The sequence below is a fragment of the Massilia sp. BAP21 genome (assembly GCF_057801335.1).
This window is the reverse complement of sequence record NZ_CM173596.1, coordinates 847,283-860,669: the sequence shown is the minus strand read 5'-3', so window position 1 is coordinate 860,669 and position 13,387 is coordinate 847,283. Positions and strand designations below refer to the sequence as shown.

Below are 13,387 nucleotides of genomic sequence, written 5' to 3'. Positions count from 1 at the left end.
TGCGCCTGTGTTGTAGACTAGAAAGATGATCCTTTCGTCTACACTCGCGCAGGCCTGGCGCGCATTCTGGACCCTGCGCAAGCGCCGCGCCGCCGACCTGTGGGCGGACGTCCTCATCGCCGCCGCGCTGGCGCTGCTGGCCTGGGCGGCGCTCTGCCTGCTCGGCCTGGCCGGCGTGATCACCATGAACGTGCCCGACGCCGGCTTCCTGCAGCGCCTGCTGTCCGGCATGCTGCTGCTGTTCCTGGCGATCGCCTGGAGCATGCTGGCCGTGCTGCGCCTGGCCGAAGGGGTGCTGCCGGAAACGATGCTGATGCGGCTGTCGCCGGTGCGCGACTGGCGCGCGGCGGCATGCGTCAGCCTGCTCCTGTTGGCCGGCCTGATGCTCGGCAACCTGCTCGGCAGCGCGCTGCTGGCGCTGGTCTTTCCGGTTACCGAGTTCTTCGCCTCGTCGACGCTGCGGCGCCAGCTGCGCGTGCTGCAGCTCCTGCCTTTCCTCGCCATCGTGGCCGGCCTCTTCTGGCGCGGGCGCCTGCAACGCCAGGCAATGCAGGCCCAGGCCGCCGAAGCCCAGCTGCGCCTGCTGCAGGCCCAGATCGAACCCCACTTCCTGTTCAACACGCTGGCCAACATCGAAAGCCTGTTTGAGGCCGATCCGCCGCGCGCCCGCGCCATGCTCGAAGCCTTCTCCGACCACCTGCGCGCCGGCATGGGCCAGTTGCGGGTCCAGGAAACCACGCTCGGCGCCGAACTCGACATGGCGGCGAACTACCTGCGCCTGCTGCAGATCCGCATGGGGCCGCGCCTGCGTTTCGCGGTCGACGCGGGGCAGGACGCGCGCGCCGCGCTGCTGCCTCCGCTGCTGCTGCAGCCGCTGGTGGAGAATGCGATCCGCCATGGCCTCGAGCCGAAGGTCGAAGGCGGCGAAGTGCGCATCGTGGCCGCCGTCGACGATGGCCGCCTGCGCATCCGCGTGCTCGACGACGGCCTCGGGGGCGGCGCGCCGTCCGCTGTACAAGGCGCCGGCATGGCGCTGGCGAACATCCGCGCGCGCCTGCGGCACCGCTACGGCGAGCGCGCCAGCCTGACCCTGCTGCACGCCGCGGGCACCGACGCCACCATCGAACTTCCTTATCGAGCCACGCCATGAACCACGTCCCGCATCGTGCCATCCTCGCCGACGACGAACCCCATCTCGCCGAGCACCTGAAGGGTCAGCTCGGCAAGCTCTGGCCGGCGCTCGAGATCGTGGCCGTGGCCAGCAACGGCATCGACGCTGCGCGCCTCATCGCCGAGCACGATCCCGATCTCGCCTTCCTCGACATCCGCATGCCGGGCCTGTCCGGACTTGAAGTGGCGCAGGGCATCGAAGGCCGCACGCGCGCCATTTTCGTGACCGCCTACGACGAATACGCGGTGCAGGCCTTCGAGCACGCGGCGCTCGACTATCTGCTCAAGCCTCTGCGCAGCGAGCGCCTGCAGCGCACGGTCGAACGCGTGCAGGCAGCCCTGATCGCGCCGCCGCCGGACGACGCAAGCCTGGCCGCAACGCTGCGTCGCCTGATGGGACAGCCGGCAGGCGAACGCCTGCGCTATCTGCGCGCGGGCAAGGGCGGCAGCGTCCACAACATCGCAGTCGGCGACGTCCTGTTCTTCCAGGCCGACGACAAGTACACGGTGGTGCGCACCGCGCGCGACGAATACCTGATCCGCACGCCGATCGCGGAACTCGCGGTGCGCCTCGACCCCGAGGAATTCCGCCAGGTGCACCGCGCCACCATCGTCAACCTGGCCCACCTGGCCGGGACCCGGCGCGACGAAACGAGCCGCCTGTTCCTGCGCATGCGCGGCATCGAGACCGAGCTGGCGGTGAGCCGCGCCTACGTGCCCCTGTTCGCGGCGATGTAGGTACTGTCCACGCATTTTTCTAAGCCCTGGCACGTGGTTTCAATCGGAAACTGATACCCATGCGATTGATCGCGTTCATGGCGGCGATCACGATCGTCAGTTCCACCAGGGCCTTTTCTCCAAACGCGGTCAAGGCCGCCGAGTATGCCTCGTCCGAAGCATGGGTTTCGCTCACCCGTGTTACCTCTTCCGTCCATGCGAGGGCCGCACGTTCCCGGTCTGAAAATAAATAGGCGACCTCGTCCCATACCGGTACCAATACGATCTTGTCGACGGACATTCCGTGTTTGATGAGATCGCGGGTATGAACATCGATACAGTGTGCGCAACCATTTAATTGAGAGACCCGGAGAAAGACGAGGTGAACAAGGCCGGGCTCCAGGCCCGTGCCCGTCGTCGCGTAATGATGGAGCACTCCCAGCGCCTTGGCGCCTTCCTGCGAGACTTGAAACCAGTTTGCGCGATTCATCGTTCGTATTCCCTTTGTGAGTGATTGGCCGTGCGGCTGGCAAGACTTGCCCGCCGCTTTTCACAAGACGTGCCGCATGGCGTTTCTGTGACAAAAACCGAGGGCGATCCGGCATGCGCAACCGCGTTGGCGGCGCAGGAGGCGGCCGGCGGGACAGTGCAGGAAAGGTGGGGATAGTGCATACTGCCGGGATTCTTACAACAACACTGAAGGAACACCGCAATGACTATCCAGATTGGCGAGCGCCTGCCGGAAGGCACCCTGGCCGAATTCGTCGAGACCGAGACCGCAGGCTGCACCCTGGGCCCGAACACCTTCCAGGTCGCCGACCTGGTCAAGGGCAAGACCGTCGCCATCTTCGGCCTGCCGGGCGCATTCACGCCAACCTGCTCGGCCCAGCACGTGCCGGGCTTCGTGCAGAATGCCGAAGCCTTCAAGGGCAAGGGCGTGGACGAAATCTGGTGCATCTCGGTGAACGACGCCTTTGTCATGGGCGCCTGGGGCCGCGACCAGAAGGCCGGCGGCACTGTGCGCATGATGGCCGACGGTAACGCCGCCTTTACCAAGGCGCTGGGCCTGGACGCCGACTTCTCGAAGCACGGCATGGGCACGCGCTCGCAGCGCTACTCGATGCTGGTGGTCGACGGCGTGGTCAAGCAGCTGAACGTGGAGCAGGGCGGCTTCGAGGTCTCGAAGGCCGAAGCGCTGCTGGCGCAACTGGGCTGATCGCTTTCATTTCGCACCCGACGGCGCTGCGGCGCCGTTTTTTTATTCCAAGTGATGTATGAGTAAAGTCTCCGGCAACCTGCGCAGCATCTACGCGATGCTGATCGCCGTCTTCATGTTCTCGCTGATGGACACGGCAATGAAACTGCTCGCCGCCCACTATCCGGCGATGCAGGTGGCGGCCCTGCGTTCACTGTCCTCGCTGCCGCTGGTGGTGCTGTACGTCGCCTGGCGCGGCGGCTTCGCCAGCATGATGCGCGCGCGCTTTTCGCTGCACGTCCTGCGCGGCGTGCTCGGCATCGGCATGCTGGCGCTGTTCGCGTATGGCCTGAAGCGCCTCAGCCTGGCCGAGGCCTATTCCATCTTCTTCATCGCGCCGGCCCTGATCACGGCGATGGCGGTGTTTTTCCTGAAGGAGCGGGTCAACCTGGCGCGCTGGATCGCCATCGTCGTGGGACTGGCCGGCGTGCTGGTTGTATTGCGCCCGGAAGGCGGCGGCTTCCTCACATTGGGCGGCCTGGCCATCCTCGGTTCGGCCGTGTGCTACGCCATTTCGGCGATCGCCGCGCGCATCCTGGCGCGCACCGACAGCACGCGCCAGATGATGTTCTGGCTGATGCTGCTGATGTCGATCGGCGCCACCGCCTTGGCCGCGCCGGAGTGGGTGAGCATCGACCCCGGCCACATCCTGCTGCTGTGCGGGCTGGCGGTGAGCGGCTTCTTCGGCCAGCTGGCGATCACGGAAGCCTTCAGCCATGGCGAGGGCTCGGTGGTGGCGCCTTTCGAGTACTCGGCGCTGGCCTGGGGCGTGGCGATCGACTGGATGCTGTGGCAGACCCTGCCCGACGAGTACACGCTGATTGGCGCGGCCATCATCATCGGCAGCGGCCTGTACCTGATCCGGCACGAGAAAACGCACGCCGAATCCGAGCATCCGTGAGCTGTCGCGTTAGCACATCAGTTCATTGTTGATGTTTCTATATTGCAATGGCCGGCTTCGGCAGGGTTTGAAAAGCGCAGATATAATCGACCCATGCTCAAACAACGAACCATCAAACAACTGGTGCGCACGACGGGTGTCGGGCTGCATTCCGGCCGCAAGGTCGAGCTGACGCTGCGTCCGGCCGCGCCAGACACCGGCATCGTGTTCCGCCGCGTCGACCTCGACCCGGTGGTCGAATTCCCGTCCAGCGCCGACGTGGTCGGCGACACGCGCATGGCCTCGGTGCTGATCAAGGACGCGGCGCGCGTCTCCACCGTCGAACACCTGATGTCGGCCTGCGCCGGCCTGGGCATCGACAACCTCTACATCGAGGTGACGGCCGAAGAAATTCCGATCATGGACGGTTCGGCCTCCTCGTTCGTGTTCCTGCTGCAGCAGGCCGGCGTGGAAGACCAGCCGGCGCCGAAGAAATTCATTCGCGTGCTGAAGGAAGTCGAAGTGCGCCAGGGTTCCGGCAACAACGAGAAGTGGGCGCGCCTGAAGCCGCACGACGGCTACAAGCTCGACTTCTTCATCGAGTTCAACCACCCGGCGGTGGACGGCACCATGCAGAACGCCTCGGTCGACTTCGCCCAGGTGTCGTATGTGCACGACGTGGCGCGCGCCCGCACCTTCGGCTTCATGCAGGACGTGGAAAGCCTGCGCGGCATGGGCCTGGCCCGCGGCGGCTCGCTGGAAAACGCGATCGTGATGGACGAGTACCGCATCCTGAACGCCGACGGCCTGCGCTACGACGACGAATTCGTGCGCCACAAGATCCTGGACGCGATCGGCGACTTGTACCTGGTCGGGCATCCGCTGCTGGCCGCCTACGAGGCCCATAAATCGGGTCACGCGCTGAACAACGAGCTGCTGCGCGCGCTGCTGGCGCGGCCGGATGCGTATGAGATCGTGAGTTTCGACGCCGTTGATAGCGCACCGCCGTCGTACGTGCGCCAGATGCGCGAGGAGTGGGCGCTGACCTGAGGATAGTGCTCCCGCGGCTATGGCAACGGCGGGTCGGGTTTCGTAGGGTGGGCACCTGTGCCCACGCGGTCGTACCCATGCGTACCCCAACGCCAAATCGAATGCGATGACGCCAGTGTAGGAATCATTTTCGAAGGTCGCATAGACGCGGCCGATGAGACCGCGTGGGCACAGGTGCCCACCCTACGAACAGCAACGCCGCGTCAGCCTTTCCTGCGCTTCTCCGCCAGCCGCTTCACCGCCGCCACCAGCGCCGCATTCTGCGGCGTATCCGGCAGCGCATCCCCCAGTTCCTCGAAGGCCGCGACGGCCCGCTCCGGCAGCGCCAGCGTGCGCATCTGCACCTGTTCCGGCATGGCGCGCATCACCTGCACCTTCAAGCGCAGCGAATTGACCTGCCAGCCGCGCGCCAGCAGGCTGGCCTGCAGCTTGGGCACCTGCTGCTTCAGCCTTGCCGCCACCGCCGAGCTCGGCACGGCGAGCACCAATACCCCCTCCTGGAACGACAGCACGTCGCAATTGCCGGCCATTGCGGGCAGGGCCGCGCCGACGTCGCGCTGCAAATCGGCCATGCGCATGGCGGCCGGCAGCAGCCGCGCCATGCGCTCGTTGGAACGCAGGAAGTCGGTCGCTTCGAAGGAAGTCGGGTTGTTGCGGGTGCCGTAGATATGCATCAGGCTGGTGGAACTCAGGGAGATCGATAAGGCCACAACATACCACAGCGCATGGCGCAGCGCACGCCGGGCGCAGCGCAGGACGCACGACAGGCTGCCAGACATGTGCAGAGCGATGCAATTTGATAACATTCTTTCTGGAACCACACTTGTTATCTGGCCTATAAGCCCCAAGTGTGGCCGCATCGCATGATAAAATCAGTCGCTTTTTGCCTTGGGCGGTCTTCGATGGGTATCTTTTTGATATCATCCCTGGCTCTTTTCGCGGCGTCTTTATAAGAAACTTAGCATGTCATTCCTGACCCAGATTTTCGGCAGCCGCAACCAGCGGCTGATCAAGCAGTATCAAAAAACCGTGCGTCAGATCAACGCGCTCGAGCCGCAGATGGAAAAGCTGTCGGACACCGAGCTTCAGGCAAAGACCCCGGAATTCAAATCCCGCATCGCCGGCGGCGCCACGCTCGACGACATCCTTCCCGAAGCATTTGCCGTCTGCCGCGAAGCCGCGAAGCGCGTGCTGAAGATGCGTCACTTCGACGTGCAGCTGATCGGCGGCATGGTCATCCACGAAGGCAAGATTGCCGAGATGGGCACCGGTGAAGGCAAGACCCTGATGGCAACCCTGCCGGTCTACCTGAACGGCCTGTCGGGCAAGGGCGTGCACGTCATTACCGTCAACGATTACCTGGCCCAGCGCGACGCCGAGTCGATGGGCCGCCTGTACAGCTGGCTGGGCCTGACCACCGGCGTCAACCTGTCGCAGATGCCGCACGACGCCAAGCAGCAGGCCTACGGCTCGGACATCACCTACGGCACCAACAACGAATTCGGTTTCGACTACCTGCGCGACAACATGGTCTACGATGCGCGCGAACGCGTGCAGCGCAGCCTGAACTTCGCCGTGGTCGACGAGGTCGACTCGATCCTGATCGACGAAGCGCGTACGCCTTTGATCATCTCCGGCCAGGCCGAGAACCACACCGACCTGTACCACCGCATCAACGAAGTGCCGCCGCAACTGACCCTGCAGGTCGGCGAGGAAACGCCTGACGGCAAGGGCAAGATCGAAGTCCCGGGCGACTACACCAAGGACGAAAAAGCGCACACCGTGCTGCTGACCGAAACCGGCCACGAAAAGGCCGAGGCCATCCTCACCCAGATGGGCCTGCTGCCGGAAGGCGCCTCGCTGTACGACGCCGCCAACATCACCCTGATCCACCACCTGTACGCGGCGCTGCGCGCCCACGTCCTGTACCACAAGGACCAGCACTACGTGGTGCAGAACGGCGAAGTCACCATCGTCGACGAATTCACCGGCCGCCTGATGACGGGCCGCCGCTGGTCCGACGGCCTGCACCAGGCCGTCGAAGCCAAGGAAGGCGTGCGCATCCAGAACGAGAACCAGACCCTGGCCTCGATCACCTTCCAGAACTACTTCCGCATGTACACCAAGCTGTCCGGCATGACCGGTACCGCCGACACGGAAGCCTACGAGTTCCAGGAAATCTACGGCCTCGAAACCGTGGTCATTCCGCCGAACCGCCCGTCCCAGCGCAAGGACCGCCAGGACCAGGTGTACAAATCGGCCCAGGAAAAGTACAACGCCATGCTGATGGACATCCAGGACTGCTACGAGCGCGGCCAGCCGGTCCTGGTCGGCACGACCTCGATCGAGAACTCCGAGCTCCTGTCCGGCATCCTGAACGGCGCCAAGCTGCCGCACAACGTCCTGAACGCCAAGCAGCACGCCCGTGAAGCGGAAATCATCGCCCAGGCCGGCCGTCCGAAGATGATCACCATCGCCACCAACATGGCCGGCCGCGGTACCGACATCGTCCTCGGCGGCAACGTCGAGAAGCAGATCCAGATCATCGAGGCCGATGCTTCGCTGAGCGAGGCCGACAAGGCCGCCCAGGCGCAGAAGCTGCGCGACGAATGGCAGTCGCTGCACGACCACGTGGTGAATGCCGGCGGCCTGCACATCATCGGCACCGAACGCCACGAATCGCGCCGCGTCGACAACCAGCTGCGCGGCCGTTCGGGCCGCCAGGGCGATCCGGGTTCCTCGCGCTTCTACCTGTGCCTGGACGACACGCTGCTGCGCATCTTCGCCGGCGACCGCGTGCGCGCCATCATGGAACGCCTCAAAATGCCGGAAGGCGAGCCGATCGAGGCGGGCATCGTCACCCGTTCCATCGAGACCGCCCAGCGCAAGGTCGAGGCCCGCAACTTCGACATCCGCAAGCAGCTGCTGGAATACGACGACGTCGCCAACGACCAGCGCAAGGTGATCTACACCCAGCGTAACGAACTGCTGGAAGCGGCCGACATCTCGGAACTGATCGCCTCGCTGCGTACCGGTACCTTCACCGACGTCGTGCGCGCCCACGTGCCGGCCGAATCGGTCGAAGAGCAGTGGGACATCAAGTCGCTGGAAAGCGTGCTGGCGGCCGAGTGGAGCCTGAACGTGCCGCTGCAGCAGATGCTGCAGGACGAGCCAAACCTGAACGACGACGACATCCTGGAAAAGGTGCTGGCGGCGGCCGACGAGTCGTACAACGGCAAGGTCGGCATCGTCGGCAAGGAATCGTTCGGTGGCTTCGAGCGCAACGTCATGCTGCAAAGCGTCGATACCCACTGGCGCGAACACCTGGCCGCGCTCGACCACCTGCGCCAGGGTATCCACCTGCGCGGCTATGCGCAGAAGAACCCGAAGCAGGAATACAAGCGCGAAGCCTTCGAGCTGTTCGGCAGCATGCTGGACCAGATCAAGAACGAAGTCATCCGCACCGTGATGACCGTGCGCATCCAGAGCCGCGAGGAAGTCGAGGCGGCGGAAGCGGCCATGGCGGCCCAGCAGGCGCACCTGGAAAACATCAACTTCCAGCACGCCGACTTCAACCCGTCGGCCGCGCCGGAAGAACTGCTGGCGCCGAACCCGGTGGCCGCTTCGGAAGCGCCGGTGGCCGCCGAAGACCACAGCACCTACATGGGCGTGAAGGTCGGCCGCAACGACCCTTGCCCTTGCGGCAGCGGCAAGAAGTTCAAGCAGTGCCACGGCAAGCTGGCGTAAGCTGAACCGCGAAAGAAAAAACGGCCGGAGCGATCCGGCCGTTTTTTTTCGCCTGCCGTATGGAGTGCTTATGCGCTGCGGGTTTTTTTCAAGCCGCTAAAGTGTGCGCCGGAAACGTCCTTACAATGCTCAGCATGATTCACTCGCTGAGCTTATCCTGATGCATGCTGTTTTCACGACCGGCACCCGATTCCTCGCTGCCGTCACGCTGTCCCTGTCCGCCGCCGGCGCATTGGCTTCATCCCTGCTGGCCGAGCGCCCGGGAGGCAAGGACCATCCCCTGATTTCCCGCTACGAAGGCGGCATCCTGTACGACTACGGCAGCAATACGCTGGGAACGGCGCGCCTGGTCGAGCGCGCCAAGGGCGAGCCGGTACTGCGCCCGGTCGAAGGCCGGCTCAGCAATCGCCTGTACTGGGGCCCGAAGGACGCCAGTGCGCTGGCGGTCTTCCGCAACTACCAGCAGGCCTTGCGCACGGCAGGATTCGAAACGCTGTTCAGCTGCGAGACCGCCGAATGCGAAACGCTGCGCATCCAGAAAATGATCGAAGACCTCCCGCGCGAAGCGAAATGGGTCGGCAACGATGCGATGGTGAATATTTTTAATAGCGGCAGCCAGCGCGACTTCCATTACATCAGCGCACGCAAGCAGACCGGTTCCGGCTTCACCTATGTCCAGGTGGCGCTGGCCGGACCCAGGAGCGATGGCGAAACTGCGGGGCGGACGCGCCAGTTCATCCAGATCGTCGAGCCGGCCCAGGCGGAAATGGGCAAGGTCACGGTCGACGCGAAAGCCATCGGCGCCGGCCTGCAGCGCGACGGCAAGATCGCCCTGTACGGCGTGAATTTCGATACCAACAAGGCGGTGCTGCGCGCCGATTCCGCGGCGCAGCTGCAAAGCATGGCCGATGCCCTGAAGGCCCAGCCGGCCATGAAGGTGCTGATCGTCGGCCACACCGACAACCAGGGCGACATCGAGGCCAACCTGGCGCTGTCGCAGAAGCGCGCCCAGGCCGTGGTGGAAGCGCTCGCCGGCAAGTACGGCATTCCCGCGGCCCGCCTGAGCGCGCGCGGCGTGTCCAGCTTTGCGCCGGTGTCGAGCAACGCCAGCGAAGAAGGGCGCGCCAGGAACCGGCGCGTCGAGATGGTCGTGCGCTGAGCGCGTGCGTCGAGGAGAGAGCATGAAACGCATCCTGAGCTGTATCGCGATCGGCCTTGGAGCGGCCGGCGCCGCCCTGGCAGCCGATACCCGCTACCTGCCGCCGCCGGGCCTGTACCAAGTCGACATCGTCGGCGGCCTCAAGGTCCAGTCGCCCACGCATACGCTGGAACGGAACGATACCCACGATGGCGCAAGCGGCAGCATCAGCAGCGAGTACAAACGCGACGGCGGCAGCCCGGCGAAGAACGTGATCCCGGGCGCAGGGCCACACCGCACCTGCATCGGGCCGACCCCACCCGGCGCCTTGCCGAAGGGCCTGGCCATCGATGGATGCAAGGCCACCAAGGGCCAGGTCGTCAATGGCGAGATGGTGGCGCTGCACACCTGCCCGTGGGGGAGCATGAAGATCCACCTGCGCCAGGTCGATGCGAAGACCTGGCAGACGTCGGTCGAGCGTGTCCAGAACGGCAATGTGGAAGCCGGTACCGCGCGCAACGAGCAGAAGACGGTCATGCGCCTGTCCCGCGTGGGCGACTGCAAGGGCTGACCGGCAGGCCGCCTGCGGCTGCAGACAGGAAGCGGACCGTTCAAACCAGAAAACGAATCGCATGCACAACACACACCGCATTCATCCATCGCTTCCGCGCCGCCCGGCGCATTTTTCGCGCACTGCCAGGGTCCTGCTGCTGGCCGCCGCGCTGCCGCTGGCGCTGCCCGTGGGCGCCGCCGACAAGACGATGCGCGACATCCCGGGCGCGAAGGACAGTCCGCTGCTGTCGCGCTACGAAGGCTCGGTGCTGAGCGCGGCCGGCGACGATCCGCTCGGCTTCACCCGCCTGGTCGACGTCGAGGCGGGCAAGCCGGTGCTGCGCCAGGTGGAAGGCCGCATCACCAACCGCTTTTATTTCGGGCCGAAAGGCACGGGCGCGCTCGAGGTGTTCCGCGATTACCGGCAGGCGCTGGAGGCGGCCGGTTTCCAGGTGGTCTATGCCTGCGAGGAGCCGCAATGCAAGAAGGACAGGACCCAGCCATTGGTGGGGAACCTGCCTCGCGAGGCGCGCGGAGTCAGCGAGAATGCCCTGGCCCGTAGCATGTTCAATAACGGTTACCAGCCCGGCTTCAACCTGGTCAGCGCGCGCAAGGCCGGCCCGAATGGCGATATCCGGGTGCAGGTTGCCATGTCGGTCGACTCCGGCTCGGGCGCTACGGCCGGCCGCGTGCAGCAGCTGCTACAGGTGGTGGAGCCGGCGACCGCCCGGACCGGCAAGGTCACGGTCGACGCCAAGGCCATCGGCGACACGCTCAGGCGCGACGGCAGGATCGCCCTGTACGGCGTGCACTTCGACACCAACAAGGCGCTGCTGAAGCCCGAGTCGGACGAGCAGCTGAAACAGATGGCCCAGGCCCTGGCTACGGCGCGCGACGCCAGGGTGTTCATCGTCGGCCACACCGACAACCAGGGCGACTTCGAGAACAACCTGGGCCTGTCGCAGCGGCGCGCCCAGGCGGTGGCGGACGCCCTGAGCACCCGCTTCGGCATCGCCGCCAACCGCATGACGGCGCGCGGCGTCGCCAACCTGGCGCCGGTGGCCCCGAACGACGAGGAAGCCGGCCGCGCACGCAACCGCCGCGTCGAACTGGTGCTGCGCTGAGCGGGCGCCGGCGCTAGCGTGACCTGGAGTGGCTCAGGGGCGTGTGCTGCCCGGCGCGCGCGACAGCGTGAAGGTGTCGGTGTGCTCGACCGCTTTGCCGTCCTGCAGGGCAGGGATGAAGCGGCAGCTACCGAAGGCCTGCAGCACGGCCGCGTCGTAGCCGGGTTCCGCACTGGCCTGCGCCACCTGCACATCGCGCAGGACGCCGTTCGCATCGACCGTGTACCTCAAGCGCACTTCCAGCGGCGCATCGCGCTCGATCACGGCTGCCGGATAGTCGGGCAGGGTGCAGGAGTCGTTGATGCGGCGCGCCTGCATGAAGGTGTGCAGCTTGGCAGGCGGCAGCTTGCCCTGCTGCGGGGCCGGCTTCTTCGGCATCTCGACTAGCTTGCCGTTCACCCGCAGCACGCCGCCGCGGAACGCGATCGGCGCCACCAGCACGCCGTTCTCCAGCCTGGCGTAGCCGTTACCGAGCACCTTGCCGACCATCGCATCGGTCATGTCCTGGGCCGTCTTGGCGACATCGGGCGCCGCGCCGCCTTGCGCGGCCTTGGCCTGCTGCTGCGCAATGCGCGTGGCCACTTCGCGCAGCAGCGACACCGGTACCCGCAGCTCGAAGCGCGCATCGATGCGCTTGACGAAGCGGGCCATGTCCTTGAGGTCGGCCTCGGTGACGCCCGTTGCGACAACGCTGCCGCTCAGCACGGCCTTGTGGCCATGGTAGGTGGCGCTGATCTCGTCGACGTGCAGCGTGGTCCTGTTCTTCGACGCCGTGCGCGCGAACTGCCGGAACAGCGGCAGGAAAGCCTCGAGTTCGGCCGCCGGCGTGCGCTTCGCATCCAGCTTCCGGTCGGCCTGGTAGAGCGCGGTCAGTGCCGCCTTGTCGAGGTTGCGGAGACGGTAGGAGAAGACCAGGTCGTCCAGCTGTTCGCCGGCCACCTCGAACGCCTTGATGCCGAAGGATTGCGCGTACTCGACGGTCTTCGCGCGCTCCTGCACCTGGCTGCGCATCCACAGGTCGCGCATCATGAAACTGGCCGCCTGCGGCTTGCGGACATCGAAGGCCACGCTGGCAATGTTGCCTTCCATGGTGCCGAGCCAGAACGGCCCGCTGCCCTGGCGCTGCACGCCGCTCACCGTGGCGTCGCGCATCTCGACGCGACCGGATTCGCTCTCGAATGACAGGGTAGTCCAGGTGCCGTCGAACTGCAGTCCCTTGCCGCTCTTGTCGATCGTCAGATCGACCGGGAAATCGCTCCATTCCAGGAAACTGCCGCCGGGCGTGGCAAGACGCAGCGGCTGCAGGGTCCAGCGGTAGGCGGGGGCGCCGGACGTGGCGCGTTTTTCGAGCGACCAGGGACGTTCGTTACCGAAGATGGGCATCAGCGCAGCAGCGGTCTCGGGCGTATGACGGAAGGTCGTCAGGCGCTCCAGCTTGCGCACCAGCGTTTCCTTGCCGTCGAGGACCTGCTGGATTTCCTTGATGACCGCCGTCGCGGCACCCGCGAGTTTCGTACTGGCGGCAGGCTGGGATGGCGGCACCTCGTCGGCGGCAATCACGGTCACTTTGCTCTGCGCCTCGGCGGGTGGTGCGGCAGCAGGCGTCGCTGGCGCGGCCAGGGCAAGCGGCGCACTGCCGAGTGCAAGGGCCAACATACTGGCTATATATTCTCTTTTCATCATGGACAAGTGTTGTTATGTTTTTAATCTCGCAATAATGCCTTACGTAAATAAATTCGTCCATGCATGGTGCT

General features: G+C 65.4%; 12 protein-coding genes. 9 read left to right on the top strand and 3 right to left on the bottom strand.

Annotation, left to right across the window (positions count from 1 at the left end):
* Positions 1-25 precede the first annotated feature (25 nt).
* Both ACWYRN_RS03705 and ACWYRN_RS03700 read left to right on the top strand, forming a co-directional pair.
* Positions 26-1,150 carry a sensor histidine kinase gene (locus ACWYRN_RS03705; protein ID WP_488691187.1) on the top strand — a complete coding sequence of 375 codons (1,125 nt, stop codon included), beginning with the start codon at positions 26-28 and terminating at the stop codon, positions 1,148-1,150.
* Positions 1,147-1,908 carry a LytR/AlgR family response regulator transcription factor gene (locus ACWYRN_RS03700; RefSeq protein ID WP_488691186.1) on the top strand — a complete coding sequence of 254 codons (762 nt, stop codon included), beginning with the start codon at positions 1,147-1,149 and terminating at the stop codon, positions 1,906-1,908. The genes ACWYRN_RS03705 and ACWYRN_RS03700 overlap by 4 nt, the downstream gene beginning before the upstream one ends.
* Positions 1,909-1,927: 19 nt before the next feature.
* On the opposite strand, the gene ACWYRN_RS03695 is transcribed toward ACWYRN_RS03700, so the two are convergent.
* The gene (locus tag ACWYRN_RS03695) at positions 1,928-2,377 is read right to left on the bottom strand and encodes a carboxymuconolactone decarboxylase family protein (protein WP_488691185.1); all 450 of its coding nucleotides are present in this window, start codon (positions 2,375-2,377) and stop codon (positions 1,928-1,930) included.
* A 222-nt stretch (positions 2,378-2,599) separates the two neighbouring features.
* On the opposite strand from ACWYRN_RS03695, the gene ACWYRN_RS03690 reads away from it, so the two are divergent.
* From ACWYRN_RS03690 to lpxC, 3 genes are all read left to right on the top strand, one after another.
* Positions 2,600-3,103, top strand: coding sequence for a peroxiredoxin (locus ACWYRN_RS03690; RefSeq protein WP_488691184.1), 504 nt, complete (start codon positions 2,600-2,602; stop codon positions 3,101-3,103).
* 58 nt (positions 3,104-3,161) lie between these two features.
* Positions 3,162-4,043 (top strand): DMT family transporter, encoded by an 882-nt coding sequence (locus ACWYRN_RS03685; protein WP_488691183.1) that lies wholly within the window; start codon positions 3,162-3,164, stop codon positions 4,041-4,043.
* 93 nt (positions 4,044-4,136) lie between these two features.
* Complete coding sequence (gene lpxC / locus ACWYRN_RS03680; RefSeq protein ID WP_488691182.1) at positions 4,137-5,072, top strand: UDP-3-O-acyl-N-acetylglucosamine deacetylase; 936 nt, start codon at positions 4,137-4,139, stop codon at positions 5,070-5,072.
* 203 nt (positions 5,073-5,275) lie between these two features.
* Here the strand turns inward: lpxC and ACWYRN_RS03675 are convergent, their stop codons facing one another.
* Entirely contained in the window at positions 5,276-5,851 is a 576-nt protein-coding gene (locus ACWYRN_RS03675) for a DciA family protein (protein ID WP_488691181.1), read from the bottom strand.
* A gap of 184 nt (positions 5,852-6,035) precedes the next feature.
* Between ACWYRN_RS03675 and secA the strand changes: the two genes are divergently transcribed.
* From secA to ACWYRN_RS03655, 4 genes are all read left to right on the top strand, one after another.
* The gene (secA, locus tag ACWYRN_RS03670) at positions 6,036-8,819 is read left to right on the top strand and encodes a preprotein translocase subunit SecA (RefSeq protein WP_488691180.1); all 2,784 of its coding nucleotides are present in this window, start codon (positions 6,036-6,038) and stop codon (positions 8,817-8,819) included.
* 160 nt (positions 8,820-8,979) lie between these two features.
* Positions 8,980-9,978 carry an OmpA family protein gene (locus tag ACWYRN_RS03665; RefSeq protein WP_488691179.1) on the top strand — a complete coding sequence of 333 codons (999 nt, stop codon included), beginning with the start codon at positions 8,980-8,982 and terminating at the stop codon, positions 9,976-9,978.
* Positions 9,979-10,000: 22 nt separating this feature from the next.
* The gene (locus tag ACWYRN_RS03660) at positions 10,001-10,528 is read left to right on the top strand and encodes a hypothetical protein (RefSeq protein ID WP_488691178.1); all 528 of its coding nucleotides are present in this window, start codon (positions 10,001-10,003) and stop codon (positions 10,526-10,528) included.
* 61 nt (positions 10,529-10,589) lie between these two features.
* On the top strand, positions 10,590-11,633 hold the full coding sequence (locus ACWYRN_RS03655; protein WP_488691177.1) for an OmpA family protein: 1,044 nt from the start codon (positions 10,590-10,592) through the stop codon (positions 11,631-11,633).
* A 33-nt stretch (positions 11,634-11,666) separates the two neighbouring features.
* Here the strand turns inward: ACWYRN_RS03655 and ACWYRN_RS03650 are convergent, their stop codons facing one another.
* Positions 11,667-13,289 carry a DUF945 family protein gene (locus tag ACWYRN_RS03650; protein ID WP_488691176.1) on the bottom strand — a complete coding sequence of 541 codons (1,623 nt, stop codon included), beginning with the start codon at positions 13,287-13,289 and terminating at the stop codon, positions 11,667-11,669.
* Positions 13,290-13,387 lie beyond the last annotated feature (98 nt).